Genomic DNA, 25,285 nt, shown 5'->3' with positions numbered 1-25,285 from the left:
TGAAAAGAGTACAGGTAGGTGCAACATGTCTGAGCACGTTTCCAATGCATGGGAAGGATTTGTTGAAGGTAACTGGAGCAAAGAAGTTGATGTTCGTGACTTCATCCAGAAAAACTATACCCCTTACGAGGGCGACGAATCATTCCTAGTTTCTGAGCCAACTGACGCCACTCGCAAACTGTGGGCGCGCGTGATGGAAGGCATCAAGCAAGAGAACGCGACGCATGCACCGGTTGATTTTGATACGTCTGTGGTTTCTACCCTGACGTCTCACGACGCCGGCTACATCGAGAAAGATCTGGAACAGATTGTCGGTCTACAGACTGACGCGCCGCTAAAACGCGCGATGCTCCCATATGGTGGTATCCGCATGGTTCAAGGTTCATGCGACGCCTATGGCCGCGAACTTGACCCACAAGTGAAGAAAATCTTCACCGAGTATCGTAAAACCCACAACCAAGGCGTTTTCGATATTTATACCCCAGAAATCATGAAGTGCCGTAAATCTGGCGTGTTAACTGGTTTGCCTGATGCGTATGGCCGTGGCCGTATCATCGGTGACTACCGTCGCGTTGCGCTATACRGTATCGACTTCTTGATGAAAGACAAAAAAGCCCAATTCGATTCACTGCAAGAGAAATTCGAAAACGGCGAAGATCTGCAGATGACCATGCAACTGCGTGAAGAAATTGCAGAGCAGCATCGCGCACTGGGTCAATTGAAAGAAATGGCCGCAAGATACGGCTGTGACATTTCTCGCCCAGCCGAAACCGCGCAAGAAGCGATTCAGTGGACGTACTTCGGTTACTTGGGTGCAGTGAAAACCCAAAACGGTGCCGCCATGTCACTTGGCCGTACCTCTACCTTCCTCGATATCTATGTAGAGCGCGATATCGCGGCGGGTAAACTGACTGAAGAGCAAGCCCAAGAGCTGATCGATCACTTCGTGATGAAGCTGCGCATGGTGCGTTTCCTACGTACGCCTGAGTATGATGATCTCTTCTCTGGTGACCCAATTTGGGCAACAGAATCGGTTGCCGGTATGGGTGTTGACGGTCGTCCACTGGTTTCACGTACCAGCTTCCGTTTCCTAAACAGCCTGTACACTATGGGACCAAGCCCAGAGCCAAACATCACCGTGCTTTGGTCTGAGCAGCTACCAGAAGGCTTCAAAAAGTTCTGTGCCAAAGTCTCTATCGACACCTCGTCTATCCAGTACGAGAACGACGATCTGATGCGCACTGACTTTGACAATGACGATTATGCGATTGCGTGCTGCGTATCACCCATGATCGTGGGTAAGCAAATGCAATTCTTCGGTGCTCGTGCCAACTTGGCAAAAACGCTGCTTTATACCATCAACGGTGGTATTGACGAGAAGCTGAAAATCCAAGTTGCGCCTGAGCACGCGCCAATGACTGACGAAGTGTTGGACTATGACAAAGTCATGGACCGCATGGATCACCTGATGGATTGGCTGGCTAAACAGTATGTGACTGCCCTAAACAGCATTCACTTCATGCACGACAAGTACAGCTATGAAGCGGCGCTGATGGCTTTCCACGACCGTGATGTGTATCGCACCATGGCATGTGGTATCGCCGGTCTCTCGGTAGCAGCTGACTCATTAGCCGCGATTAAATACGCCAAAGTGAAGCCTGTTCGTGACGAAGACGGTATTGCTATCGACTTTGATATCGAAGGCGAATACCCAGCATTTGGTAACAACGACGAGCGTGTTGACCAAATCGCTTGTGACCTGGTTGAGCGCTTCATGAACAAAATCCGTTCACTGAAGACCTACCGTGACGCGGTGCCTACCCAGTCTATCCTGACTATCACTTCAAACGTGGTATACGGTAAGAAAACGGGTAACACGCCTGACGGTCGTAAAGCCGGCATGCCATTTGGCCCAGGTGCTAACCCTATGCACGGCCGTGATGAAAAAGGCGCGGTTGCGTCACTGACATCTGTCGGTAAACTGCCATTTGCCCACGCCAAAGACGGTATTTCTTATACCTTCTCTATCGTGCCAAATGCACTGGGTAAAGATGAGAACGCACAACGCGCTAACTTGGCAGGCTTGATGGATGGTTACTTCCACCACGAAAGCGGTCAAGAAGGTGGCCAGCACTTGAACGTCAACGTGATGAACCGTGAAATGCTGCTGGACGCGATGGAGCACCCTGAGAACTATCCTCAGCTGACCATCCGTGTTTCTGGTTACGCGGTACGTTTTAACTCGCTGACCAAAGAGCAGCAACAAGACGTGATTACCCGTACCTTTACCTCTTCACTGTAAGAGATAAATAAGGGTTAACGCCTAAAGAAAAAACCGCCGGCAATGCTGGCGGTTTTTGTTTGTCTGTCGTTTTTCAGCGCTATGTCTTGCTTTGTCCGGGGGCAACGCCAAAGAGCCGACGCCCAGCGAACAGTTGTTTAACCTGCCAGCTAGGCGCAATCAGCCATTACCCCACTTCAAAGCGGTCCAACTTACTGTCCAACTCACGTGCTGAATCGGCAAGCAGCTGGCTTTGCTCGGCAAGGTGCGACGCCGCACCGCTCACTTCGTTGGCCGAGTTGTGAATATTACTCACATTTTGGTTCATCTCTTCCGACACCGTCCCCTGCTCTTCTGCCGCCGCGGCGATTTGTACCACGCGGTCATTTGAGCCATGTAAGGCACTCACCATTTCCTTCAACTGCGCTTGGGTTTCTAGCGCCGTATTGACACTGTCTTCACTCGATTGATGACTTGATGTCATTGCCTCAGCGGCCTCAATCGCATTGTTGGTGAGCGATTCAATCGTGCCTTGAATTTGAGTGGTCGATTTTTGCGTGCCTTGAGCGAGCGAGCGCACTTCATCGGCCACCACCGCAAAGCCACGGCCTTGCTCACCCGCTCGCGCCGCTTCAATCGCCGCATTGAGTGCCAGCAGGTTAGTTTGCTCAGAGATGCCTTGGATCACCGTCGCCACATCACTGATCTCCATCACCCCTTGCTTCACTTGATTCACCAATTTATCCGCTGCGGCAATACGCTCAGCCACCTCACGAATACTGGCCACCGTGCTATCTAGCTTGTGGTTGCTGTCTTCCGCCATCGACGAAATATCGTTGGTCGCTTGCGCGGTTTGCTCAGCGTGATCGGCAACATCGGCCACGGTAGCCGTCATTTCGTTCATCGCCGTGGCGAGCTGCTCAAGTTGTGCGCGCTGCGATTGAATGCTTTGTGCACTTTCCTCACTGGCTGATGCTATGGAGGAGGCCATGGTCGATGATTGCTTGGCTTCATCATGCGCCACACGCAGCGCCTCGCGGACACTGCTCATCGCGGTATCCATTCGCCGAGCGAGTTTGCCAATTTCGTCATGACGGGTATAACCACACTCGACCCGAAGATCGCCACCGGCAATGCGGTCGAATTTTTCCACCAGCTCATCCAAGGGCACCACGATATCGCGGCTGACAAACCCACCGGCTACCAGCAAGATAGCGCCAGATAACAGGGTTAAACCACCAATCTGCCACGCGGATTGTATCACCCGCTCCTCAATATCACTGACATGCACGCCTGAGCCAATAATCCAATTCCAGCCATCAACGCGTTTCACATAGGAAATTTTCGGCTTCATCTCGCCCTCAGGTGAACGCCAGGTGTAATCGAGCACGCCGCCCTGCGCGCCTTGACTGACTTGCACCATCTCACGCCAGTGGTGCTTGCCGTCACCATCGGTCAGCCCATCAGCACTGGTGCCGTTTAGCTTGGGCTTGATCGGGTGATTCACAATGGTGAGGTCGGGCTTGAGTACCCAAAAGTAATTATTCCCGTCGTAACGCAGTTTATTAAGCTGCGCGATTGCTTGTGCCTTTGCTTCTTCTTCGCCAATTTGTGGTGCCTGCTGGCGATAATAGGCCACCACACTTTGCGCCACCTCAATATTGGCACGCAAGGAAGCCGTCCGTTCAGCATAAGACTGCTCCCGCTCTTTGTTGATGGTGTACGCGCTGATCCCTGCCAGCAACACAACGGCAACCAGCATTAGTGCAACAAGCTTATTTTTCACTCTCAGATCACTGATTTTTCTCATTATAAGTCCTAGCATTTGCTTTGATCCTAGCCTGACACCAAGCATGTCCTTGCTTGCATGCAACCTGGCATAAGCATGTATCGCTTTGGCGACGTGTCGCACGTAAGTTTGAACAAAAAAACGAAAAGTCACAAAATCTGCATGGAATTTATCTGGTTAACGTCTCATTCGCTAGGCGACGAAAAACTGGAACTGTGATCAAGCTATGACAGGGATGCAACATAGAAGAAATACGAAGGTGAGAAGTGCGAAAAAGCCGGGAATTCCCTTATCTTCACACCGGTTTTTGTAATAAAATGACGGCATAGCCATTCGCAGTCTGGAGACAGCTATGTCGACAATTGGTCGCATCCATTCGTTTGAGTCCTGTGGCACCGTAGATGGCCCTGGCATCCGCTTTATTGTCTTTATGCAAGGCTGCTTGATGCGGTGCAAATACTGCCATAACCGTGATACGTGGGACACGCACGGCGGCAAAGAAGTCACCGTGGATGAAATAATGAAAGATGTGCGTGCCTATCGCCATTTTATTACCGCCTCGGGTGGCGGGGTGACAGCATCTGGCGGTGAGGCCATGTTGCAACCTGAGTTTGTGCGTGACTTTTTCCAAGCCGCTAACGCAGAAGGGATCCACACCTGTTTAGATACCAACGGCTATATTCGCAAACACACTCCGGTGATTGATGAAGTCCTTGATGCCACCGATTTAGTGATGCTGGATTTGAAGCAACTCAACGATGAAGTCCACGAAGACTTGGTGGGCGTATCAAACCGGCGAACGCTTGACTTTGCTAAGTACCTGCACAAAATTGGGCAAAAAACCTGGATTCGTTACGTGGTTGTCCCCGGCTACACCGATGATGACGACTCTGCCCATCGTCTTGGCCAATTTATTCAAGACATGGATAACATCGAAAAAGTCGAGTTACTTCCCTACCACCAACTCGGCGCGCACAAATGGGAAGCGCTGGGTCATGAGTACGAACTGCAAGACGTCTCGCCCCCATCAAAAGAAGTGATGGATAGCGTCAAAGCGATTATTGCCAGTTACGGTCACAGTGTCACCTACTAAGCGTTAACCCCATAAAGCCGGCCATGCAGCCGGCTTTTTCTCCTTACATCTCGCGTCGCCGCGCCTTCGTCATTCGAATGGCTTCTCGAATAATACAGTCACGCAACGGGTTATCCGCCGCGTCTGCTCGCCAGATAAACGACAATGTGCGGCGCATATTTAGCTCCGGCACGTTCAGCGCCACCAGCTCTTCACGCGCTAACCACTTCTCGACATCAAGATACGGCAAGCAACTGAGGTAGTTGGAGTTAGCCACCAAGGTGCGCAATACCGGCACCTGCTCATACTCACGGCGCACATCAAGATCTTCGATAACGCCATGAATGGCACTATCAAAACTGTGTCGCGTCCCCGCTCCCGGCTCTCGCAATACCCACTGGGCTTGCTCAAGTTGCGCCAAACTTACTTGATCGCGCTGCGCGTAAGGGTGATGCTTGGCTGCCACCACCACCAAATGGTCATGGCACCACACCTGTTGCTTCAACCGGCTGTCGTCACAACGCCCTTCAATGATCCCCAAGTCGTGCTGATACCGACGCACACTATCAATCACCTTCTGGGTATTTTTCACCGTAAAGTCGATTCTCAGCTCGGGAAAATCACTATCAATAATACTGATAAGGTCTGGAATTAGGTGTTCTGCGGCGGTCTGACTGGCAATTAAGGCAATATCACCACTAATAATGTGCTGCCCATCAAACCCTGCTTCAATTTGTTGCGCGTCAAACAACAGTTGTCGTGCTTTGGGTCGCAACCATGCTCCCCAATAGGTGAGCTGCATTTGCTTACCTTGGCGCTCAAAGAGCGGCCTACCGAGTAGCTTTTCAAGCTGTGAAAGCGCCATGCTGGTCGCCGACTGTGTTAACGCTAAATGGTCGGCAGCACGGCTCACACTGCCCATCGCGGCAATCGCTTCAAACACAGCGAGCTGCTTGAGTGAGTAGCGCATCTAAGATCCTTACTGTCTGACTTTGATGACATCAGACTATCAATTTTTGTGATTATTACCCTAAGAAATATCAATTTTACTCCTGATAACCACACGCTTAGGCTGGATTTATTCACATTCAGTCTAAAAAGGAGTACAACCAGTATGTTTTTTTGTCTTCAAGGTCGGGCACACATTGCCAAAAGAGGAGGCAGCCGATGGTAACCCCTATCCACACTGACGGCCCCGCTGCGCTGCTGGTGCAAGCCGAACAATACGCAGAGAGCAAATCGCACAAATCGACCCGTATGGCCGTCGGGCTGGCGATGATGGCAGGCCTATTTATCGGGTTGGCATTCGTGTTTTACCTCACGGTGACCACGGGGAGCACGGCCGGCTGGGGGCTCACTCGGCTGATGGGCGGACTGGCCTTTAGCATGGGATTAATTCTTGTGGTACTCGGCGGGGCCGAGCTATTTACCAGCACGGTGCTGTCCATGCTTGCTCGCGCCAACGGCAAAATTAGTACACTTAGCCTGCTTTATACCTGGGCAAGGGTGTATATCGGCAACTTATGCGGCGCGCTATTGTTGGTGCTGATCGTGATGGCGGCGGGTTTATATCAGCTTGATGATGGGCAGTGGGGGCTCAACGCTCTTCATGTCGCGCAGCACAAGCTGCATCACAGCTGGCTGCAAGCGTTCTCCCTCGGTGTGCTTTGTAACTTGCTCGTTTGTCTGGCGATTTGGATGACATTCACCTCGCAAAACCCGCTGACCAAAGCCGTGATGGTGATCTTACCTGTTGCCATGTTTGTCAGCACCGGTTTTGAGCATAGCGTGGCCAATATGTTCATGGTGCCTCTGGGCATGAGCATCGCCACCTTCGCACCAGACAGCTTTTGGCAAGCGGTGGGCAGTTCCCCCGCGGCCTTTAATGACGTCAATCTCATCCAGTTTATCAGTGCCAATTTAATCCCCGTCACCCTTGGCAATATCGTCGGTGGCGCTGGCCTGGTTGGTATGGGCTATTGGCTGATTATCAACCCAGAAAGAGAACACAAAACCGCGCACATTTCTGCATTGACGCTCCCGTCTGCGCCTTATTCTGAGAGACCTATTATGACCCAAGAAACCTTAACTATTGAAAACAACATGCAATCGGCTCAGTGTGCTTTAAAAGCCCAGCAGTTTGTGGCGGACGCCCTAGAGCAGCTCAACCGCACCAAGCTTCAAGGCGCCCCTGTGGTAGACAGCCAAAATCAACTGGTTGGCTTTTTCTCGGTGCAAGATGTCTTAGTGGATCTATGGTGGAATGACTATCAACCCGACATGGATGCCAAAGTTGAAGATCTGATGCGCACCGAGGTACAAACCGTTGAGGCAGACCAATCGGTGATTGAGCTGGCGCAGTACATGAGCATTGATAACCAAGTGCTCTATCCGGTCAGTGATGCGGGCATTGCCACCCGCTTTACCAACCAATCGGCATTAGAGCGCGCCAAAACGCAAACACTGTCTCGTCCCTATATTTATCCGGTGATGAAAGACGAGCGCTTGGTGGGGGTGATCACGCGCGCCGATGTGATTCGAGCACTCGCGCCACTTTACGGTAATGCAATGGATATCCTTCCCGCCGATGCGAAAGAAGGCTTAGTCACCGCCTAACACTTAGTCACCTCCTAGCACAGGGATGGCCATTATCGAGCACGCCGCCGGTCAATACTGGCGGCATTTTTCATCGAGATGTTGCCCTCATCGCCGCATTGACACACGGCCTAACGCTCAGGTGATAAATACTCACGGTCATAAAAGGTGCGTAGCCAATGAGGCCGATATACCGCCATCACTGTCACCGCCATGCCATTTAATAACGCCTCAGGGAACCACATCAGGAGCGCAATTTGCAGATAGTTATGGACAATGTCTTGCCAGCTATGTCGCTCTGCCAGCCCGTACCACAACGATGTCACGGACAGCTGGAATACCATGGTCAGCGCCGCGCCGATAAAAGCGGCGATAAAAATATAAATAAACAGGTGGCGGGTTAAATAATGGTAACTAAGCGCGAAAATCGCATAACTAAAAGTGATTGGCAGCACCGCCGTGGTGAGCGCGGTCATCCCCAAGTCCGCGACAGGGACAAAATCAAACACCGCCATCAGTGTTAGAGGCACAGTGGCAATCCAAATAGCGATACGCCAACCATGGCACAAGGCGAGCGTGGTCACGCCTAAAAAGTGGATATCTAGCCCCGCTTTGATCCCTGCTTGAAGCGCCCATAAAGCAAACAACACCACCGCCGAGGAAAACGCCAAATGCTGGTAACCGGTTTCTTGACGCAGCTTAGAAAAAAATTCCGGCAGATAGGTTCGATACAGCACCGCGGCCCACAATAACCAGCCACTCCATTGCCAACCGCTCACTTCGGCGAACTCAAACATATTCAATCCCTAGTCACTGACCTTTTCTACCTTTGACTGACACAACAACTAGCGGGTGATAAACGTGCTACGGACATAGCCCAGATCAAGATTTCCCCCTCATAGAGCTGGTAGTCTCTATTTATTCCCTCATCAATTGATGAATGACTATTGTACCTTTGAGAGTTAAGAGGCCAACCGCGATGGATATGACCCCTGCACAACGTCTAATTTTATCTAATCAATACCAATTAATGTGCCACCTCGATCCCTCTAATAGCGAAAAGTATCGCCGCTTACAAACCATTATTGAGCGCGGTTACAGCTTGCAAATGGCAGAAGTGATCAGCCAGTTCGAGGCGCTATGCGAAACCCAGTGTCGTGAGATCATTGATATCATGGAAATGCACCATGCCATGCAGGCCTCATACAACCTCTTGGACGACGCCAACCAAGCCGCCTTATCACCGCGCCGCGTTCAATTCTGGGGCTTCGACGCCGCCACCGAAGGTGCGTTAGTGCATTATGTCCGCTTTCTTGTCGATACGGAGGGACTCTATCCGCAATTCGATCAGGGCGAGCATCGCTTTAACAGCCAAATGCCCATGTTGGACAAATACCGTCGCATGCTGGATGTATGGCGTCATTGCCCGCGCCAATTCCACTTAAGCTTAACCGAGATTGAGCAAATCCTCGCCGCCTAAACCGCAGAGCGCGACCATCCCGAATCCCAGCCGCCCGCGAGGCGGCTTTTTATTTGCGCGTCTCGCGCTTGTCGAATCCATCGCAAGCCCGTACCCTTAAGCCCATTCACGCTAACACACCGAACGACCATGATTTATCGATGCCCACTGTGCCAACAGTCTCTGCAAGCCACCTCACGTGGCGCCTATTGCGCGAACAATCACCAATTTGACCGCGCCAAAGAAGGCTACCTCAATTTGCTCCCCGTGCAATTTAAGCGCTCTAAAGATCCGGGCGACAACAAGGCCATGACCCAAGCGCGTCGGGCGTTTTTAAACGCTGGCCACTATGCGCCTATGCGCCAAGCGATGATTGACGCTCTCACCCAAGCGCTCGATGGCGAGCACAAAACCATCTTGGATGTCGGCTGTGGTGAAGGGTACTACACCCATGCGATTGCCGATCAAACCGCAGAGCAACAATGGTCTGTTCACGGATTAGATATTGCCAAAGTGGCGGTGCGTTATGCGGCCAAATGGTACCCACAGTGTCAGTTCTCGGTCGCCTCTTCCCAGCGCCTGCCGTTTGCCGACAACAGCTTGGATGGTGTGGTACGGATTTATGCGCCCTGTAACGGCGAAGAGTTAGCGCGCGCGATTAAGCCTGGCGGCGTGGTGGTGACGGTTACGCCAGGTCCACGTCATCTATTTCAGCTAAAAGCCGGTATCTATCAAGAGGTGCGTTTACACGAAACGCCACCTGAAGCCCTACCAGGCTTCCAACTTGAAAGTGAGCACTCACTGCATTACTCGATGACATTGGCAGGTGAGCAAGCCCTGACTCTGCTGCAAATGACGCCCTTTGCCTGGCGCGCCTCGGATGAATGGCGTGACACCTTAGCGAACAGCGAGGCCTTTGAGTGTGACGCCGACTTCACCCTGCGCGTGTATCGCCATCACGCCGCCGAGCAATGATAGCCAAGGAGACATTCCATGAAACAAGGTCGCGTATCGGTTCGTATCATCAGCGCCTGGCTCGCCGCAGCCTGCATCGTATTCACCAGTTCGACGCTTCATGCAAAAACCGATGCGCTTGCCACTTTATTTGACTACCAAGTCACTCGCGCAGAGGGCGAATCATTGAGCCTGACCCAAGTGGCCCGCCAAGTGGCGGATGCCGATGTGGTGCTCATTGGCGAATGGCACAGCCATCCTGGCGTGCACCGCTTTCAAGCTGAGCTACTCAGCCAGCTCGCCTCAGAACACCCAGTGGCCCTGTCGATGGAGCAATTCAGTCGCGATACACAACCCGTGCTTGACCAATATCTTGCTGGCGAGATCGGCGAAGACACGTTAAAGCGACAAGCCAATGCATGGGATAATTATGATGGCAGTTACCGGCCCTTGATTGAACTGGCTAAGCAACGCCAAATCGAGGTGATTGCTGCCAACGCCCCCAAGCGACTGGTGCGCTGTATTGGTCAGCAAGGCTTGTCATATCTCGATAGTCTGTCCGAGCAACAGCGTAGCTGGTTTGCCGACACCATAGATACCCAAGATTCACCGTATAAGCGCAAGTTTAAGGCCAATATGCACCATGGCAGCGCCAGCCAAACAGACGCCCAGTATGCGGCTCAGCTTGCGTGGGATGCCACCATGGCCGAAAGCATCGTCGATTACCATGCCGCTCAACCTGACAGCCAAATTGTGCATATTGCCGGGCGCTTTCACATCGCCGAAGGCTTGGGAACCGCGGCACAAATTCACGCCCGTAACCCTGAACTGCGCATTGCATTGATCACCGCGGTAAGCGACCAAGCCATGCTAAGCGACGACGCGCCCGACTTGCGCTTACACGTGCTACCCATGCCACAGCGCTGGCTGTCGATGGACGAAATGCGTCAAGCGGTGAGCCAAATGAAAGGGCAAGGTGCCGCCCAGTGCAAGCGCGCCACAAATAGCTAAGCGCTCACGCTTTCCCACAGACACTGTCCCACAGACAAAAACGCCGACCAAACAGTCGGCGTTTTGTTGTCGCTTCTTCTCTATATCTGTTCGCTAGTCGATAGCGACGACGCCGCGTGTCTGTTAGAACCAACGCTCCAACGCGGCGCGATCAACTTTAAACGCGCGGCTTAACGCATGCGCAAGCTCTTTGTATCGTGGCTGGTTTTTGATCGGCTGCATCGCATGTCCTTCACTGGTGATCTTTTGATGCAGCTCGCGATACCAACCCGCAAGCGCTGGCGGCAGAGGCGTATCACGACGCTTACCCAACCACCACAAACCTTGCACCGGCAAGCTCAATGCAAACAAGGCCACAATCACCGCCTGCGGCAGCCCTTGTACATTATTGGCCGACATCTGTAATAACACGCTAATCGCCGCCACCGCTGGCATCACTTTGATCGAAAAGCGAGTCATGGTAATCACACGGTTCTCGGGGAATACCGGTGCCAACTCCTTTCTCATTGGCCATTCCTGCATGTACTTCTGACCATCTTGCAGGCAACGCCAGATTGACTTATTCGTTGTCATACCTACCTCACTTACTCGTGTGACTCGCTCAGTGTGACACAAGGCGCTGTCACTCAACTTTTACAATAAAAATTAAACAAACTGTTTAAAAACTTTCAAAATTAACCAGTATTGCTCAAAAAATTTTTGTTATCTGTATCAAGTCCCGCTATCCTTAGCGCACTTTATCATTGTTGCTCGGATTCGATTGTCTCGCAACCTAATCTGGTTGTACTCGACGGAGCGTTCACTTATCCAGGACGGATAAAGATGGTTCTTTCCCCGCGACAACGCATGAGATAATTCTTTTTTTAAAAAGGTAGTGTCTCTGTTTGTCCACTATCCTTTTTGTTCAATACACTCTGTCTTACGAAACATAGGTAGTCATACATGTCCAAGCTGGTTCTCGTACTCAATTGCGGAAGCTCCTCTTTGAAGTTCGCCATTGTCGACGCTCAATCAGGCGATGAGCATCTTACCGGTCTAGCCGAATGCTTTCACCTTCCAGAAGCCCGCATCAAGTGGAAGATGGACGGTAAGCATGAAGCCCAACTCGGCGAAGGTGCCGCACACAATGAAGCGCTTAACTTCATTGTTGATACCATCCTGGCTTCTAAGCCTGAGCTTGCCGAGAACCTAGGTGCCATTGGCCACCGCGTTGTTCACGGTGGCGAGCACTTCACTCAGTCAGCATTAATTACGGACGATGTACTGAAAGGGATCCACGATGCAGCCAGCTTTGCACCGCTGCACAACCCAGCCCACATCGTAGGTATCGAAGCGGCGAAAAAAGCCTTCCCAGCGCTGAAAAATGTTGCTGTATTCGATACGGCATACCATCAAACCATGCCAGAAGAAGCCTACTTGTATGCACTGCCTTATAACCTTTATAAAGAGCACGGCATCCGTCGCTATGGCATGCATGGTACCTCGCACTACTTTATCGCTAACGCCGCCGCTGAGCAGCTTGGCAAACCTGTTGATGAAGTGAACATCATTAACTGCCACCTCGGGAACGGCGCGTCAGTTTGTGCGATTAAAAACGGCAAATCCGTCGACACCTCAATGGGCATGACCCCGTTGGAAGGCCTGGTAATGGGCACCCGCTCTGGTGACCTAGATCCAGCGATTATCTTCCACCTGCACGATGCACTGGGCTACAGCGTTGAGCAAATCAACACCATGCTGACCAAAGAGTCTGGCCTACAAGGCTTGACCGGAGTGACCTCTGACTGCCGCTTTGTCGAAGACAACTATGGCGAGAAAGAAGAAGCCACTCGCGCGATGAACGTGTTCTGTCACCGTCTTGCTAAGTACGTGGCCAGCTACACCGCGACCCTCGATGGTCGCCTAGACGCGATTGTCTTCACCGGCGGTATCGGTGAGAACTCAGGCCCAATCCGCGAATTGGTACTCGAGCGCCTATCTCTGCTGGGTGTTGACGTCGACAAAGAACGCAACCTAAAAGCCCGCTTTGGCGGTGAAGGCGTGATCACCACAGACGAAAGCCGCGTGCCTGCGATGGTGATTTCAACCAACGAAGAGTTGGTCATTGCGCAAGACACCGCGCGCCTAACTGGCCTGTAAGACCATTCCCAACGGCTGATTCCACTCAGCCGTTTTTATATTTGTGCCGGCCTGTCCGGCACGCCAATCAGATAGTAAGAGGAAGTCAACGTGTCCCGTACTATTATGCTAATCCCAATCGGCTCCGGCGTCGGCCTGACAAGTGTCAGCCTCGGCGTGATGCGAGCGATGGAGCGTAAAGGCGTCCGCGTCTCATTTTTTAAACCCATTGCGCAGCCTCATCACGGTAGCGACACTGATGTCACTGACCTGACGACAGAAATCATTCACGCCAACAGTGACATGAAAGTCGCCGAGTCGATGTCAATGAACCAGGCCGAAGATCTGCTGCGTTCCGATCAAGAAGACGTGCTGCTTGAAGAAGTACTTGCACGCTTTACACGCGCCACCCAAAACACCGAAGTGGCACTGGTTGAAGGCTTGGTCACCACGCGTAACCATCCGTTTGCCAACCAAATCAACTACGAGATTGCCAAGACGCTGGATGCAGAGATTGTCTTTGTGACCACACCAGGTACCGACAACCCTGCGCAGCTAAAAGAGCGTATCGAGTTTGCTTGCACCAACTTTGGTGGCAGCAAAAACGGCAACATCTCTGGCGTGATCATCAACAAGCTCAATGCCCCTGTTGATGATGCTGGCCGCACCCGTCCCGATCTGTCAGAGATCTTTGACGATGCAGACGGCGCGCGTCCGACTAACGTTGAAGTGATGCAGATCTTCAACACGAGCCCAATCCGCGTACTGGGCTGTGTGCCATGGAAAATCGATCTGATTGCTACCCGTGCCAGCGATATGGCTAAGCACTTGAATGCCACCATCATCAATGAAGGTGAAATTCACTCGCGCCGTATCAAGAGCATTACCTTCTGCGCACGCTCTATTCCTAACATGGTTGAGCACTTCCGCCCTGGCTCACTGCTAGTGACCTCGGCAGACCGTCCAGACGTGATTGTCGCGGCCTGCTTGGCAGCAATGAACGGCGTGGAAATCGGTGCGCTGCTGCTGACCGGTGGTTACTCGATCCCTGATCAGCTCAAAGCATTGTGTGACCGTGCCTTTGAAACCGGCCTACCAGTGTTCACCACCGCAGGTAACACCTGGCAAACCTCACTCAACCTGCAAAGCTTCAGCCTCGAAGTCCCAGCTGACGACAAAGAGCGTGTTGAGTTTGTGAACGACCATGTGGCTAGCCACATTGATGGCAACTGGATTGAGTCACTAAGCTCTGGCTCTAACCGCGAGCGTCGTCTCAGCCCACCCGCTTTCCGTTACCAGCTCACCGAGTTTGCGCGTAAAGCCGCCAAGCGCATTGTGCTGCCAGAAGGTGACGAGCCACGTACCATCAAGGCTGCCGCTATCTGCGCAGAGCGTAAAATTGCTGAATGTGTGCTTTTGGGTAACCCAGAAGAAATTAAACGTGTTGCCGATCAGCAAGGCGTCACCCTGGGCGCTGGCGTTGAAATCATTGATCCTGTGAAAGCGCGTGACAAATATGTGGCCCGCTTGGTTGAGCTGCGTAAGAGCAAAGGCATCACCGAAGTGATTGCGCAAGAGCATCTGGAAGACACAGTCGTACTGGGTACCATGATGCTAGAAGCCAACGAAGTCGACGGCCTGGTGTCCGGTGCCGTGCACACGACGGCCAACACCATTCGCCCACCGCTGCAGATCATCAAGACAGCCCCGAACGCCTCTTTGGTGTCGTCGGTCTTCTTCATGCTGCTGCCTGAGCAAGTGCTGGTATACGGTGACTGTGCGATCAACCCAGATCCAAACGCTGAGCAACTGGCAGAAATCGCCATTCAATCGGCCGATTCCGCCAGCGCCTTTGGTATCGAGCCACGCGTAGCGATGATCTCTTACTCGACTGGTAGCTCAGGTAAAGGGGCTGACGTGGATAAAGTTCGCGAAGCCACCCGCCTTGCCAAAGAGAAACGCCCTGATCTGGTGATTGATGGCCCACTGCAGTACGACGCAGCAATCATGGAAAATGTTGCTAAGTCGAAAGCACCGGATTCACCGGTTGCCGGTAAAGCGACCGTGTTCGTCTTCCCAGACTTGAACACAGGTAACACCACCTACAAGGCGGTACAGCGTTCTGCTGAGCTGGTGTCTATCGGTCCAATGCTGCAAGGCATGCGCAAACCGGTGAACGACCTGTCTCGTGGCGCACTGGTAGATGACATTGTTTACACAGTGGCCCTGACAGCTATCCAAGCGAAACAAGCGGAAGACAACGGCCAAGTGTAATTTTCACCACGCCCTGTCGAGATAAAACAAAAGCCAGCACCTGTTGCTGGCTTTTTTGCGTTTGCGTTCACAACGTGACATGCAAACGCGATCTAGCATGGCGTATCCATTCTGGTTTTGGAGTCGAAGATGGCTAACGAGTTCGATCCCGTCACGCTACGGCATACCCTGCACCAAACCCCTGAGCTTTCTAACCACGAAGCCCTCACCGCACGTACTATCGCTGCCCAGTTGCGACAATTTGGCTTTCACCCAGCCACTGATGTCGGCGGCCACGGGATCCTGGTCACCATTCAAGGCGCTGCGCCAGGGCCCACCACCTTGCTACGCGCCGATTTTGATGCGCTCCCGATTGAAGAGCATGGAACACAGGCTTATTGCTCCCAGCATTCAGGCGTGATGCATGCGTGTGGCCATGATGGTCATACCGCGGCGTTGCTGGCCGTCGCTGCCGAGCTTAGCCACATTCCGCCCGCTCGTGGTACTGTGCTGCTTGCCTTTCAGCCTGCAGAAGAAACCGGCGAAGGCGCAGCGCGTATGTGCGAGTCCCCCGCACTTACCAACGCGCAGATTGATAACGTCTACGCTTTCCATAATCTCCCCGGCTTTAATCAGCATCAAATCGTGGTACGCCCAGGGACCTTTGCCTGTGCCTCGACCGGAGTCGCCATTGAGCTGTACGGAAAAACCTCTCATGCCGCCTACCCCGAACGCGGGGTTAGCCCTGCCAGTGCGATGACAGGCGTGATGCATACCCTGACACAACTGCCCGACGCCTACCCTGAGGCCAACAGCCTTGTCACCTTGGTTCATGCCCAGTTAGGAGAGCCCGCCTACGGCGTCGCCCCCGGCCACGCGACCGTGATGGCTACCTTGCGCAGTGATGACAACGCCTGCTTTCAGGCCATGAAAGCCGACTTGATAGACAAAGTGAACACGCTGGCGGCTCGGGCAGGGTTAACGGTCAGTTTTAGCTGGCATGAGCCCTTTATCGCGGCCGAGAACAGCACACACCATACACAGCATGTCGCCAATGCCGCGCAATCGCTAGGGGTTGAGGTACATTGGCTTAGTGAACCGATGCGTTGGTCAGAAGATGTGGCCGAGTTTCTTGCCCGTTGGCCGGGCGCGTTATTTGGCATTGGCAGTGGCGAGCATCATCCGCAACTGCACAACCCCGATTATGATTTTCCCGATACGATTCTCCCCACCGCCAAAGCGCTCTTTACCGCTTTGGTCGCTGAGCATCACGGGCGTTACACGGATTGATCACGTCCTACCCCAGCGCCAGCCACACGCCAACGCCCACCATCAAGGTGCCGGCGACACGGTTAAGCAGTTGCACGTTGCCTCTTTGCTGCAGAAACTGACGCAACGTGCGACCGCCACTGGCATACAACATCAAGCAGCTAAACTCGGTCAGCAGAATAATCAACACCAGCACACTTAACTGGCTGGGCAGCGCTAATTTAGGATTAATAAACGGGGGCAACAGTGAGATCATAAACGCCCAGCCTTTCGGGTTAGCAATCGCGGTGACAAATCCTTGGGTCGCCAAGGACCACGCTGATGCTTCACTGGGGCTAGCGTCATCATCCTCCGGAATGGCCATTTTGCCGCGAGATCGCCACATTTGTACCCCAAGAAACGCCAGGTAGGCACCACCGACGTATTTGAACACCTGAAAGATCGRCGGATAGTTAAGCATCATTGCCGCCACCCCAATTACCGAGGCAATCGCTACCAGCCCCACGCCAATTAACTCGCCCCACATCATATGCAGGCTACGCTTAACGCCGATGGTCATTCCCAGCGTCATCGAGAGGGTCATACACATCCCAGGTGTCACGGACACCAGAAAAAAGGTCGGGATGAACAAGGAAAGCATGGTGGTATCAATCAAAGCAGTTGGCATAAAGCGTAATCAGAACAAAGCACTACAGGGGCTTCTAGTAAACGCCCTTTATCGTTTGAGATCAAGCCTACTGTTGAGTTTATAACCAAGCGATTGGACTTATTGCCATTTAGACGTCCAGAAGTAAAAATATCCATTGACTTAATTTTGACTAACTCATAGCATCAATAACCAGAGCGACAGCAAGAATGTGGCACAAGCCGCTGAGTGAGTCTGCTGTGATCAAATTATTCGCCAAGGACATGTGATGATTGAGATAACCAACCTCAACAAGGTATTCGAACTCGGGGAACGCCGAATTCATGCCCTTAATGACATCAACTTATTTATTCCCAAGGGGAAAGTATTTGGTGTGATCGGTGCCTCCGGTGCAGGGAAAAGTACCCTGATCCGGATGGTTAACCTGCTCGAGCGCCCAACCAGCGGCTCAGTCAAAGTGGGTGGCACTAACCTCACTGCGCTACCCAGCCGCCAGTTGACCCAAGCGCGCCGTAAAATCGGGATGATTTTCCAACACTTTAATTTGCTCTCGTCACGCACCGTGTTCGACAACATCGCCCTGCCGCTTGAGCTAAGTGGCTCGAGCCGCGATGAGATTGAAACACGCGTGAGCGAACTGCTCGATCTGGTCGGCTTGGCCGATAAGCGTGATGTGTATCCTGCCAGCCTCAGTGGCGGACAAAAACAACGTGTCGCCATTGCCCGTGCATTGGCGCCAAGCCCCAACGTTCTGCTTTGTGATGAAGCCACCAGCGCACTGGATCCAGCCACCACGCAATCCATTCTGTCGCTGCTGCAAACCATCAACCAAAAGCTCAATCTCACCATTTTGCTGATCACCCACGAAATGGATGTGGTCAAACGTATCTGTGACGACGTCGCTATTATTGGCGATGGCGAGCTCGTCGAGTCCGGTCCGGTGGGCGAGATTTTTGCGCATCCCAAATCCGACTTGGCCAAACAATTTATTCGTTCAACCCTCGACTTGTCAGTGCCGCATGATTTTGCCCAGCGCTTACAACAAGAATACTTCGAAGGCAGTTACCCCTTGGTGCGCCTCGAGTTTACCGGTGCGACGGTCGATGACCCATTAATCAGCCAGATCTCGCGCCTGTTTGATATCGACATCAGCATTTTAAGCTCAGATATCGACTACGCCGGCGGCGTGAAATTCGGCCTACTCCTTGCGGAAATCATGGGTCCAAAAGAGGCGGTTGAAAACGCCATCACTTACCTCAACAAGCACCATGTCAACACGGAGGTACTCGGCTATGTTGATTGATCAACTCACTCACTGGGTCAATGAAAACAGCGCCCTTATCAACTTGCTCCTCGAAGCCACTGGCCAAACCCTGTACATGGTGTTTGCCTCCGGGATCATGGGGTTTGTGATTGGCATCCCATTGGGCGTGTTACTGCATGTGACCAAACCCGGTGGTTTGCTGGGCCAGCCGCAAGTTAACCAGGTGCTCGGCGCAATAGTGAACATTGGTCGCTCTATCCCCTTTATTATCTTGCTGGTGGCAATTATTCCGTTTACCCGCATGGTGGTTGGTACCTCGATTGGTACCGCGGCGGCGATTGTGCCGCTTACCGTCGGCGCGATTCCATTTATTGCCCGCTTGGTTGAAGGGGCGTTACTCGAGTTACCGGCTGGGCTAGAGGAAGCGGCCAAAGCGATGGGCGCGAACCCGTTCCAGATTATTTATAAAGTGCTCATACCGGAAGCGTTACCCGGCATCATCAATGGCGCGACCATTACCTTGGTTACCTTGGTGAGCTACTCGGCCATGGCCGGTGCGGTCGGCGGCGGCGGCCTTGGGGATGTGGGCATCCGCTATGGCTATCAGCGCTTTGACACCACAGTGATGCTGATCACCGTTGTAATGTTGGTAGTCTTAGTGCAAGCGATTCAATCTTTTGGTGATTACTTGGTGCGACGCGCCGATCACCGCTAAATCAAACACAATAATGACGAATATGTTCCAAACAGGGAGACAGACAATGAAAACCACGATCAAAACACTACTTGCCACTCTTGGCCTTGCCTCAACCTTGGTGCTGACTGGCTGCGGCGAGAAAGAACAAGCCGCAACCGATACCAACAGCATCACCGTGGGCGTGATGGCCGGCGAAGAAGCACAAGTGGCTGAACACGCGGTGGAAGAAGCGAAAAAGCTCGGTCTTGAGGTAGAGCTGGTGACCTTTACCGATTACGTGTCACCCAACGCGGCACTGGATGATGGCTCGGTCGACGTGAATGCTTTCCAACACAAACCTTACTTGGACGCACAAATCAAAGACCGTGGTTATGAGTTTGCGATTGCCGGCAACACCTTTGTGTATCCGATTGCAGCGTATTCTTACAAGCTAGATAGCGTCGAGGATCTACCAGAAGGCGGTAAAATTGCGGTGCCAAACAACCCATCGAACCTGGGCCGTTCACTGGTATTGCTTGAGCAGCAAGGCATCATCAAGCTCAAAGAAGGCGCAGGCATCAACGCCACCAAACTGGATATCGTTGAGAATCCGAAAAACGTAGAAATCATCGAGCTAGAAACCCCACAACTGCCTCGCTCGTTAGAAGATGTCGATTTGGCTATCATCAACAACACCTTTGCAGCCGGCGTGGGCCTAACGCCAAACAAAGACGGTATCTTTGTTGAAGACAAAGAATCACCCTACGTGAACCTGATTGTGGCGCGTAAAGAAAACGTCGACGCGGAAAACGTGAAAACCTTTGTTAAAGCCTACCAAACCGACGCCGTTTACAACGCCGCGATGGAAATCTTTGACGGCGCCGTGGTAAAAGGCTGGTAAGCCACTACGCGTAACATACTGAAATAATAAAGCCCGTGCTGAAAAGTGCGGGCTTTTTGATGCAGAGAACAACCCAACTGACACTTAGGTCTGATTATTGGATTGACGATAAAACGCTTTTCTCCACTGATTAGGCGTCACTTCATAGCGCGCTTTAAACTTTTCTCTGAACATAAGCACCGAGCTAAAGCCTGTTTTTTCGACAACCTGCTCGATAGATAAGTCCGTAGATTCAAGCAAATCTTGAGCGACATTTAGTCGCTCGGTGGTCAACCACTCTCCAAATGACATTCCTGTCGCCCGGCTAAATTTTCTGGTAAACGTGCGGCGGGTCATCATCACAGACTCAGCGAGCACATCCAATGAGTGCTTTTGACTGAGGTTACGTCTGATATTCTCCATTAACGCATTGATACGAGAGTCGGATGACGTCACCGGTATGGGTTGGTCGATAAACTGAGCTTGTCCACCATCACGATATGGCGGCACGACCATTCTTCTTGCCACTCGGTTTGCAATGGTACTGCTGTAGAACTTGCGGAAAATATAGAGACAACAGTCAATCCCGGCAGCCGTACCTGCTGAAGTGATCACGCGATTATCCTCAACATACAAGGCATTCGTATCCAGCAAAACACACGGAAACCGTTGGCTAAAGTCTTGTTCTAGTTCCCAATGTGTCGACGCTCGCCTTCCTACCAGCAAGTCCGCATAGGCAAGCACATAGCTGCCAAGACATAAACCAACAACGAATGCGCCTCGGGCATGAGCACGTTGAAGCGCAGCAAGCAGTGCTTCATTGGGGCGTTCATCAATGGTTCGCCAATAGGGAATGACGATGATGTCGCTGTGCGCTAGCGCATCCAGCTGATGCTCAGTATGAATTTCCATACCAATATCGGAAAGAATGGGACCAGGTTCTCCTGCGACTAACTTGAGGTCAAAAAAAGCCTCATTCAACGTGCTAGGCCCAAACACAATACTCGGGACGGAAATATGAAATGGGCTAAAGTGATTAAAAACGACAATAGCCACCGAGGGAAGTTTGTTACTGTCTGTGGGATACATAGGCCATTTCCATCGTTAAAACACAGAGTAATGAAGACGCACTACTCTGTGTTGCTCACCAGCACAGCATCTTATGATGCTTTATTGACCCACCATAAAGGGTCACTGTCTCACCATCTTCTGGCACAAACACACACTCATGGATCATGTTTGCTTTTGCATAAGCGCGCATTTCTTGCGTTGTTACCAACGCATGATTCACAGCCCCCATATGTGTGGCGACAATTTTAGCTTCAGGCAGCACTTGATGTGTTTTGAGCACATCTTCCTTACCCATGATAATAGGGCCGAAACCAAGGACATGTGCCCAACCTGTGTTGAGAATAACCACACCTGGCTGTTGTTTTATCATGGTTTGTTCAACACTTGGGATCCAGATCGTATCACCAACCAAATACAGCTTTTCCTCCGTCGCGTGCGAGAAGATAACCCCCGTCACTTCACCTAATATGTCCGCCATTTGTTCATTTTGAAAAGCAGCATGAGAGCCGTGTTGGCATACCGTGCGGATAAATGAAATACCATGATAATCAACCTCTTCAGAAAAGATCTGCACATTGGTAAACCCTTGAGAGCGTAAAATGGCTTCATCCCCCTCATGTTGCACAAAAATCGTTTTATCTTTGGGGATTATGTTCACGGCAGCCCCATCCCAGTGATCTGGGTGCGTATGAGTTAATAACACCGCGTCCACATCGATAATACTTTCAATCGGTAAAGGTAATTCAACGGTGGGGTTCGATAGGTGCGAATTGGCTGTGCCTTCAAAGCCGGGGTACGTCCCCTTCGGGGCTAACATCGGGTCAATGAGGAATTTTTTACCTGCATATTCAATTATTTGTGTTGCATTACGAATTTGTGTGATTTTCATGATTGCGCTCCAGTGTCACTATGCTTTGCGTTAGTGACGAAATAATAAGCACCWAACCACACGCTCAAAAGTGGCTAAAAGGACATATAAGGATAGTATCGGGACAAAGACGCTCCCCCTTAACTTGACCCCCATAGCGGCGGCCAGTCATCATAGTTCATCACTCTTCACGTTTAGCTTGCGGTCATGCGTCTTGAATACACAGGCCCGATACCAGAATGTATCGGCTTTCTTTTACTGCCCCGCTTTTCGATGATGGCCTTTTTCTCTGCCGTCGAGCCACTGCGTATTGCCAACCAAATCAGTGGCAAGCAGCTATTTGATTGGCAAATGATCAGTGAGGATGGCAAACCGGTGAAGGCGTCTAACGGCATGTCACTGCTGGCCGACAAAGCCATTGATGCGGTGCATGACCTGCCCTCACTGGCCGTGTGTAGCGGCTTTGATCCTGAAGCTTATTTAAGTCGCCCCTTAATGCGCTGGCTGCACCGTCTTGATGCGGCGGGGTGCGCGCTCGGTGGGCTCGATACCGGCTGCTTTTTGCTGGCCGCTGCCGACTTGCTCAAGGGTGAGCGGGTCACCTTACATTGGGAAAGCCTGCCCTCGTTTCAAGAGCGCTTTCCGGAAGTCAGGACCTCAGATGAGCTATTTGAGCTGGGACAGCGGCGTTTTTCATGCGCAGGGGGCGCAGCGGCGATGGACATGGCGCTGGATGTGATTGCGCGTCGCCATGGCACCCAGTTAGCGATCGACGTCTCTGAGCAGCTAGTGCACGAGCGCATTCGTACCCGGCGCGATCAACAGCGAATGACACTCGCCCGCCGTTTAGGCACCCATCGCCGACGTCTGGTCGAAGCGGTGGATGTGATGGAACGCCATATAGAAGCCCCGCTGCCTTTATCGGAGGTGGCTCAGCGCAGTGGTATCTCGCTTCGCCATCTGCAACGGCTTTTTGACAGCGAGTTGAACCAGTCACCACGAAGCTGGTATTTGGGGTTACGGCTAGAGCGCGCCCATTATTTGCTAAAAGAAACCGATCTTGATGTGTTATCCGTGGGATTGGCGTGTGGCTTTAGCTCAAGCTCGAGTTTTTCCCGCGCGTTTCGCACCCACTACGGTGTGTCACCGCGCCAGATGCGCAAAGCCCAAAGCCAGTAAAAGAAGAAAGGCAAGATAGATATAAAAGCCGCTCACCCCACTACCTTGATCGGTAACGGAGTGAACGGATATCGCGTTCAAAGCGTCACAAGGCGACGCCTTAAGCCACTCTTTTTGGGCAGCCCGCTACTTTTTGGCGAATCGCTATTTTTTCGCCGCCACTAGCGAGCGGCGCGATTCACCAAACAGTGAGATCAGCACCCCGGCAGTCATCACCAGGATCACCACGCTCAGTGGCAAGGCTGCCGCGATCAACGCCGTCTGTAGCGCCTTAAGGCCGCCGGCCATTAGCAGCGTCGCCGCCACCAAGCCAATCACCACGCCCCAGATAATACGGAAACGCCGCGGCGGCTCCTCGTCCCCCAGAGATAAGATTGTCGTCAGCACCAAGGTGCCCGAGTCCGACGAGGTCACAAACCAGCTCATCAGCAAGAACACCATCAGAGCCGAGAGTATCCAGCCGAACGTCCCGGTACCGACAATGCCATCAGCTGCCGCAAATAAGGCCGCTGGCAGCTCCCAAGCATTAACCAAGTCGATAATGCCGGCACTGCCCACACCACCACTGGCATACAGCTCTTGATAGATAGCATTGCCGCCAAAAATCACCAACCAAACAAAGATCAGCAAGGTAGGCACAAACAATACCCCCAACACGAACTCACGCAAGGTGCGCCCTTTGGAAATACGCGCAATAAACAACCCTACAAACGGTGCCCAGGCAAGCCACCAGCCCCAATAGAAAATAGTCCAAGCCTGCTGCCAATCTACCGTACCCGGCTCGTCGGCAAACCACAGCCCCATGGGGATAAAGTTAATCGCATAGTCGAGTAAGGTCTCGCCAAACGCGCCGAACAGCCACAGTGTGGGGCCGCCAATTAAAAAGACGCCAACCACAAACACCGACACCCAAATATTCATCTGCGAAATGATACGGATCCCGCGGCGCACGCCAGAGACCGCCGACACAATCGAGATAAACGAAATCACCGCAATCAACACCAGTTGGGTCGATAAGCCAGAGGCGATACCCATCAAGCGCTCCAGCCCCACGGCCATTTGACTCACGCCAAGTCCGAGCGACGTCGCCACACCAAACACGCAACCGAGCACCCCGAGGATGTCAAACAGATGGCCCCAGACGCCGAAAATACGATCGCCGATAAAAGGATAAAGCGCCGAGCGCAGGGCCAAAGGCAGTTGCTTACGGTAGGCAAAATACGCCAGCGACATACCGACAATCACATAGATGGCCCAGCCATGCAGCCCCCAGTGGAACACGGTGACCCGCAGCGCATCGATGGCGCGCTCATAGCCAATGGTAGCCGCGCCCGCCATATCAGCGTGGGGGTTGTTGGGATAACCAAATCCGCCGGTGTTATCGAGGTAAAAAATCGGTTCGGCCACCCCAAAAAACAGGATGCCGATACCGATGCCGGCAGAGAACAGCATCGAGAACCAAGAGAAGTTACTAAACTCCGGGCGACTGTCGTCAGGGCCGAGCCGCACGTTACCGTACTTGCTGAAAACGATAAAACCGCACACGGTCAATAACAGCATCACGGTGACCAGGTAGTAGCCACTAAAGGTACTTTCAATCCAGGTGCGCGTAGTGCCAAACAAGACACTGGCCGTCTCGGATTGAAAGCCGGTGAACAATACAAATGCCAGTACCAGCACGGCTGAACAAATGGTCATGCCGCGATGCATGCCTTGAAAGAAGCCACCTTGCGCAAGCTCGGTGACCATATAATCGGTCGAGGTAGCAGCCTGCTGGCTGTCACCGCGTTGGGGTGAGTGTGGGGGTGTTGAAGTAGCGATAATGATTCCTCCTTGAGCCGGAAGTCGGGCCGGCGATCCCGTAATCCGCCCAGGCTCTGCTGGGCGGGACCTCATGATG

Annotated in this window: 21 protein-coding genes; 13 read left to right on the top strand and 8 right to left on the bottom strand. The window is 52.4% G+C overall.

Translation table 11 applies throughout. The annotated features are described in order from the left end of the window. Positions 1-25 precede the first annotated feature (25 nt). The gene (gene pflB, locus BZG73_RS02775) at positions 26-2,302 is read left to right on the top strand and encodes a formate C-acetyltransferase (protein ID WP_077667517.1); all 2,277 of its coding nucleotides are present in this window, start codon (positions 26-28) and stop codon (positions 2,300-2,302) included. Between the two features lie 166 nt (positions 2,303-2,468). On the opposite strand, the gene BZG73_RS02770 is transcribed toward pflB, so the two are convergent. Beyond that, positions 2,469-4,091 (bottom strand): methyl-accepting chemotaxis protein, encoded by a 1,623-nt coding sequence (locus BZG73_RS02770; RefSeq protein ID WP_235606006.1) that lies wholly within the window; start codon positions 4,089-4,091, stop codon positions 2,469-2,471. A 331-nt stretch (positions 4,092-4,422) separates the two neighbouring features. Between BZG73_RS02770 and pflA the strand changes: the two genes are divergently transcribed. Beyond that, the gene (gene pflA / locus BZG73_RS02765; RefSeq protein ID WP_046073652.1) at positions 4,423-5,163 is read left to right on the top strand and encodes a pyruvate formate lyase 1-activating protein; all 741 of its coding nucleotides are present in this window, start codon (positions 4,423-4,425) and stop codon (positions 5,161-5,163) included. Between the two features lie 43 nt (positions 5,164-5,206). On the opposite strand, the gene BZG73_RS02760 is transcribed toward pflA, so the two are convergent. Continuing rightward, positions 5,207-6,112, bottom strand: coding sequence for a LysR substrate-binding domain-containing protein (locus BZG73_RS02760; RefSeq protein WP_077638578.1), 906 nt, complete (start codon positions 6,110-6,112; stop codon positions 5,207-5,209). Positions 6,113-6,309: 197 nt separating this feature from the next. On the opposite strand from BZG73_RS02760, the gene focA reads away from it, so the two are divergent. Next, entirely contained in the window at positions 6,310-7,758 is a 1,449-nt protein-coding gene (gene focA / locus BZG73_RS02755) for a formate transporter FocA (RefSeq protein WP_077667515.1), read from the top strand. Between the two features lie 110 nt (positions 7,759-7,868). Here focA and BZG73_RS02750 read toward each other — a convergent pair whose 3' ends face one another. Then, positions 7,869-8,534 carry an energy-coupling factor ABC transporter permease gene (locus tag BZG73_RS02750; protein ID WP_077667514.1) on the bottom strand — a complete coding sequence of 222 codons (666 nt, stop codon included), beginning with the start codon at positions 8,532-8,534 and terminating at the stop codon, positions 7,869-7,871. A 182-nt stretch (positions 8,535-8,716) separates the two neighbouring features. Between BZG73_RS02750 and BZG73_RS02745 the strand changes: the two genes are divergently transcribed. The 3 genes from BZG73_RS02745 to BZG73_RS02735 all read left to right on the top strand — a co-directional run bounded on the left by BZG73_RS02745 (position 8,717) and on the right by BZG73_RS02735 (position 11,161). Continuing rightward, complete coding sequence (locus BZG73_RS02745) at positions 8,717-9,217, top strand: YfbU family protein (protein ID WP_077578556.1); 501 nt, start codon at positions 8,717-8,719, stop codon at positions 9,215-9,217. Between the two features lie 129 nt (positions 9,218-9,346). Continuing rightward, positions 9,347-10,171, top strand: coding sequence for a 23S rRNA (guanine(745)-N(1))-methyltransferase (rlmA, locus tag BZG73_RS02740; RefSeq protein ID WP_077605869.1), 825 nt, complete (start codon positions 9,347-9,349; stop codon positions 10,169-10,171). Positions 10,172-10,189: 18 nt separating this feature from the next. Continuing rightward, positions 10,190-11,161: a ChaN family lipoprotein gene (locus tag BZG73_RS02735; protein WP_077667513.1), complete on the top strand. Its 972-nt coding sequence runs from the start codon at positions 10,190-10,192 to the stop codon at positions 11,159-11,161. A gap of 123 nt (positions 11,162-11,284) precedes the next feature. On the opposite strand, the gene yfbV is transcribed toward BZG73_RS02735, so the two are convergent. Continuing rightward, a complete protein-coding gene (yfbV, locus tag BZG73_RS02730) occupies positions 11,285-11,734 on the bottom strand; it encodes a terminus macrodomain insulation protein YfbV (RefSeq protein ID WP_077667512.1) in 450 nt (149 codons plus the stop codon). A gap of 369 nt (positions 11,735-12,103) precedes the next feature. On the opposite strand from yfbV, the gene BZG73_RS02725 reads away from it, so the two are divergent. The 3 genes from BZG73_RS02725 (at position 12,104) to BZG73_RS02715 (ending at position 16,822) form a co-directional block, all read left to right on the top strand. Then, the gene (locus tag BZG73_RS02725; protein WP_077667511.1) at positions 12,104-13,300 is read left to right on the top strand and encodes an acetate kinase; all 1,197 of its coding nucleotides are present in this window, start codon (positions 12,104-12,106) and stop codon (positions 13,298-13,300) included. A 105-nt stretch (positions 13,301-13,405) separates the two neighbouring features. Continuing rightward, positions 13,406-15,553, top strand: coding sequence for a phosphate acetyltransferase (pta, locus tag BZG73_RS02720; RefSeq protein ID WP_077578561.1), 2,148 nt, complete (start codon positions 13,406-13,408; stop codon positions 15,551-15,553). A 129-nt stretch (positions 15,554-15,682) separates the two neighbouring features. Beyond that, the gene (locus BZG73_RS02715) at positions 15,683-16,822 is read left to right on the top strand and encodes an amidohydrolase (RefSeq protein ID WP_077667510.1); all 1,140 of its coding nucleotides are present in this window, start codon (positions 15,683-15,685) and stop codon (positions 16,820-16,822) included. 7 nt (positions 16,823-16,829) lie between these two features. Here BZG73_RS02715 and BZG73_RS02710 read toward each other — a convergent pair whose 3' ends face one another. Beyond that, a complete protein-coding gene (locus tag BZG73_RS02710; protein WP_077667509.1) occupies positions 16,830-17,468 on the bottom strand; it encodes a LysE family translocator in 639 nt (212 codons plus the stop codon). 247 nt (positions 17,469-17,715) lie between these two features. Here BZG73_RS02710 and metN point away from each other — a divergent pair, with 247 nt between their 5' ends. The 3 genes from metN to metQ are packed head-to-tail and all read left to right on the top strand — an operon-like array spanning position 17,716 to position 20,288. Beyond that, positions 17,716-18,750 carry a methionine ABC transporter ATP-binding protein MetN gene (gene metN / locus BZG73_RS02705; protein WP_077520233.1) on the top strand — a complete coding sequence of 345 codons (1,035 nt, stop codon included), beginning with the start codon at positions 17,716-17,718 and terminating at the stop codon, positions 18,748-18,750. After that, positions 18,740-19,426 carry a methionine ABC transporter permease gene (locus BZG73_RS02700; RefSeq protein ID WP_077578564.1) on the top strand — a complete coding sequence of 229 codons (687 nt, stop codon included), beginning with the start codon at positions 18,740-18,742 and terminating at the stop codon, positions 19,424-19,426. Before metN ends, BZG73_RS02700 begins: the two co-directional genes overlap by 11 nt. A gap of 46 nt (positions 19,427-19,472) precedes the next feature. Then, positions 19,473-20,288, top strand: coding sequence for a methionine ABC transporter substrate-binding lipoprotein MetQ (metQ, locus tag BZG73_RS02695; protein WP_077667508.1), 816 nt, complete (start codon positions 19,473-19,475; stop codon positions 20,286-20,288). Positions 20,289-20,372: 84 nt separating this feature from the next. Here metQ and BZG73_RS02690 read toward each other — a convergent pair whose 3' ends face one another. Beyond that, complete coding sequence (locus BZG73_RS02690; protein WP_021023979.1) at positions 20,373-21,356, bottom strand: GlxA family transcriptional regulator; 984 nt, start codon at positions 21,354-21,356, stop codon at positions 20,373-20,375. 55 nt (positions 21,357-21,411) lie between these two features. Further along, positions 21,412-22,227 carry an MBL fold metallo-hydrolase gene (locus tag BZG73_RS02685; protein WP_077667507.1) on the bottom strand — a complete coding sequence of 272 codons (816 nt, stop codon included), beginning with the start codon at positions 22,225-22,227 and terminating at the stop codon, positions 21,412-21,414. A gap of 186 nt (positions 22,228-22,413) precedes the next feature. On the opposite strand from BZG73_RS02685, the gene BZG73_RS02680 reads away from it, so the two are divergent. Then, a complete protein-coding gene (locus tag BZG73_RS02680) occupies positions 22,414-23,385 on the top strand; it encodes a GlxA family transcriptional regulator (protein ID WP_077667506.1) in 972 nt (323 codons plus the stop codon). A gap of 144 nt (positions 23,386-23,529) precedes the next feature. Here the strand turns inward: BZG73_RS02680 and BZG73_RS02675 are convergent, their stop codons facing one another. After that, the gene (locus BZG73_RS02675) at positions 23,530-25,281 is read right to left on the bottom strand and encodes a BCCT family transporter (protein WP_235606005.1); all 1,752 of its coding nucleotides are present in this window, start codon (positions 25,279-25,281) and stop codon (positions 23,530-23,532) included. Positions 25,282-25,285: the final 4 nt, after the last annotated feature.

Origin of the sequence: Salinivibrio siamensis, assembly GCF_001996005.1 — a bacterium.
In the GTDB taxonomy this organism is placed as follows: Bacteria; Pseudomonadota; Gammaproteobacteria; order Enterobacterales; family Vibrionaceae; genus Salinivibrio; species Salinivibrio siamensis.
The sequence above is the reverse complement of the archived record's forward strand: the minus strand, read 5'-3'. Positions and strand labels throughout refer to the sequence as shown.

Bases quoted from the DNA above. Each gene is read 5' to 3' on its own strand.
- pta (WP_077578561.1), top strand. From the start codon at position 13,406: ATGCTAATCCCAATCGGCTCCGGCGTCGGCCTGACAAGTGTCAGCCTC.
- BZG73_RS02715 (WP_077667510.1), top strand. From the start codon at position 15,683: ATGGCTAACGAGTTCGATCCCGTCACGCTACGGCATACCCTGCACCAA.
- pflA (WP_046073652.1), top strand. From the start codon at position 4,423: ATGTCGACAATTGGTCGCATCCATTCGTTTGAGTCCTGTGGCACCGTA.
- BZG73_RS02700 (WP_077578564.1), top strand. From the start codon at position 18,740: ATGTTGATTGATCAACTCACTCACTGGGTCAATGAAAACAGCGCCCTT.
- metQ (WP_077667508.1), top strand. From the start codon at position 19,473: ATGAAAACCACGATCAAAACACTACTTGCCACTCTTGGCCTTGCCTCA.
- metN (WP_077520233.1), top strand. From the start codon at position 17,716: ATGATTGAGATAACCAACCTCAACAAGGTATTCGAACTCGGGGAACGC.
- BZG73_RS02760 (WP_077638578.1), bottom strand. From the start codon at position 6,112: ATGCGCTACTCACTCAAGCAGCTCGCTGTGTTTGAAGCGATTGCCGCG.
- BZG73_RS02750 (WP_077667514.1), bottom strand. From the start codon at position 8,534: ATGTTTGAGTTCGCCGAAGTGAGCGGTTGGCAATGGAGTGGCTGGTTA.
- BZG73_RS02685 (WP_077667507.1), bottom strand. From the start codon at position 22,227: ATGAAAATCACACAAATTCGTAATGCAACACAAATAATTGAATATGCA.
- focA (WP_077667515.1), top strand. From the start codon at position 6,310: ATGGTAACCCCTATCCACACTGACGGCCCCGCTGCGCTGCTGGTGCAA.
- BZG73_RS02675 (WP_235606005.1), bottom strand. From the start codon at position 25,281: ATGAGGTCCCGCCCAGCAGAGCCTGGGCGGATTACGGGATCGCCGGCC.
- yfbV (WP_077667512.1), bottom strand. From the start codon at position 11,734: ATGACAACGAATAAGTCAATCTGGCGTTGCCTGCAAGATGGTCAGAAG.
- BZG73_RS02680 (WP_077667506.1), top strand. From the start codon at position 22,414: ATGCGTCTTGAATACACAGGCCCGATACCAGAATGTATCGGCTTTCTT.
- BZG73_RS02725 (WP_077667511.1), top strand. From the start codon at position 12,104: ATGTCCAAGCTGGTTCTCGTACTCAATTGCGGAAGCTCCTCTTTGAAG.
- BZG73_RS02745 (WP_077578556.1), top strand. From the start codon at position 8,717: ATGGATATGACCCCTGCACAACGTCTAATTTTATCTAATCAATACCAA.
- BZG73_RS02770 (WP_235606006.1), bottom strand. From the start codon at position 4,091: ATGAGAAAAATCAGTGATCTGAGAGTGAAAAATAAGCTTGTTGCACTA.
- BZG73_RS02690 (WP_021023979.1), bottom strand. From the start codon at position 21,356: ATGTATCCCACAGACAGTAACAAACTTCCCTCGGTGGCTATTGTCGTT.
- BZG73_RS02735 (WP_077667513.1), top strand. From the start codon at position 10,190: ATGAAACAAGGTCGCGTATCGGTTCGTATCATCAGCGCCTGGCTCGCC.
- rlmA (WP_077605869.1), top strand. From the start codon at position 9,347: ATGATTTATCGATGCCCACTGTGCCAACAGTCTCTGCAAGCCACCTCA.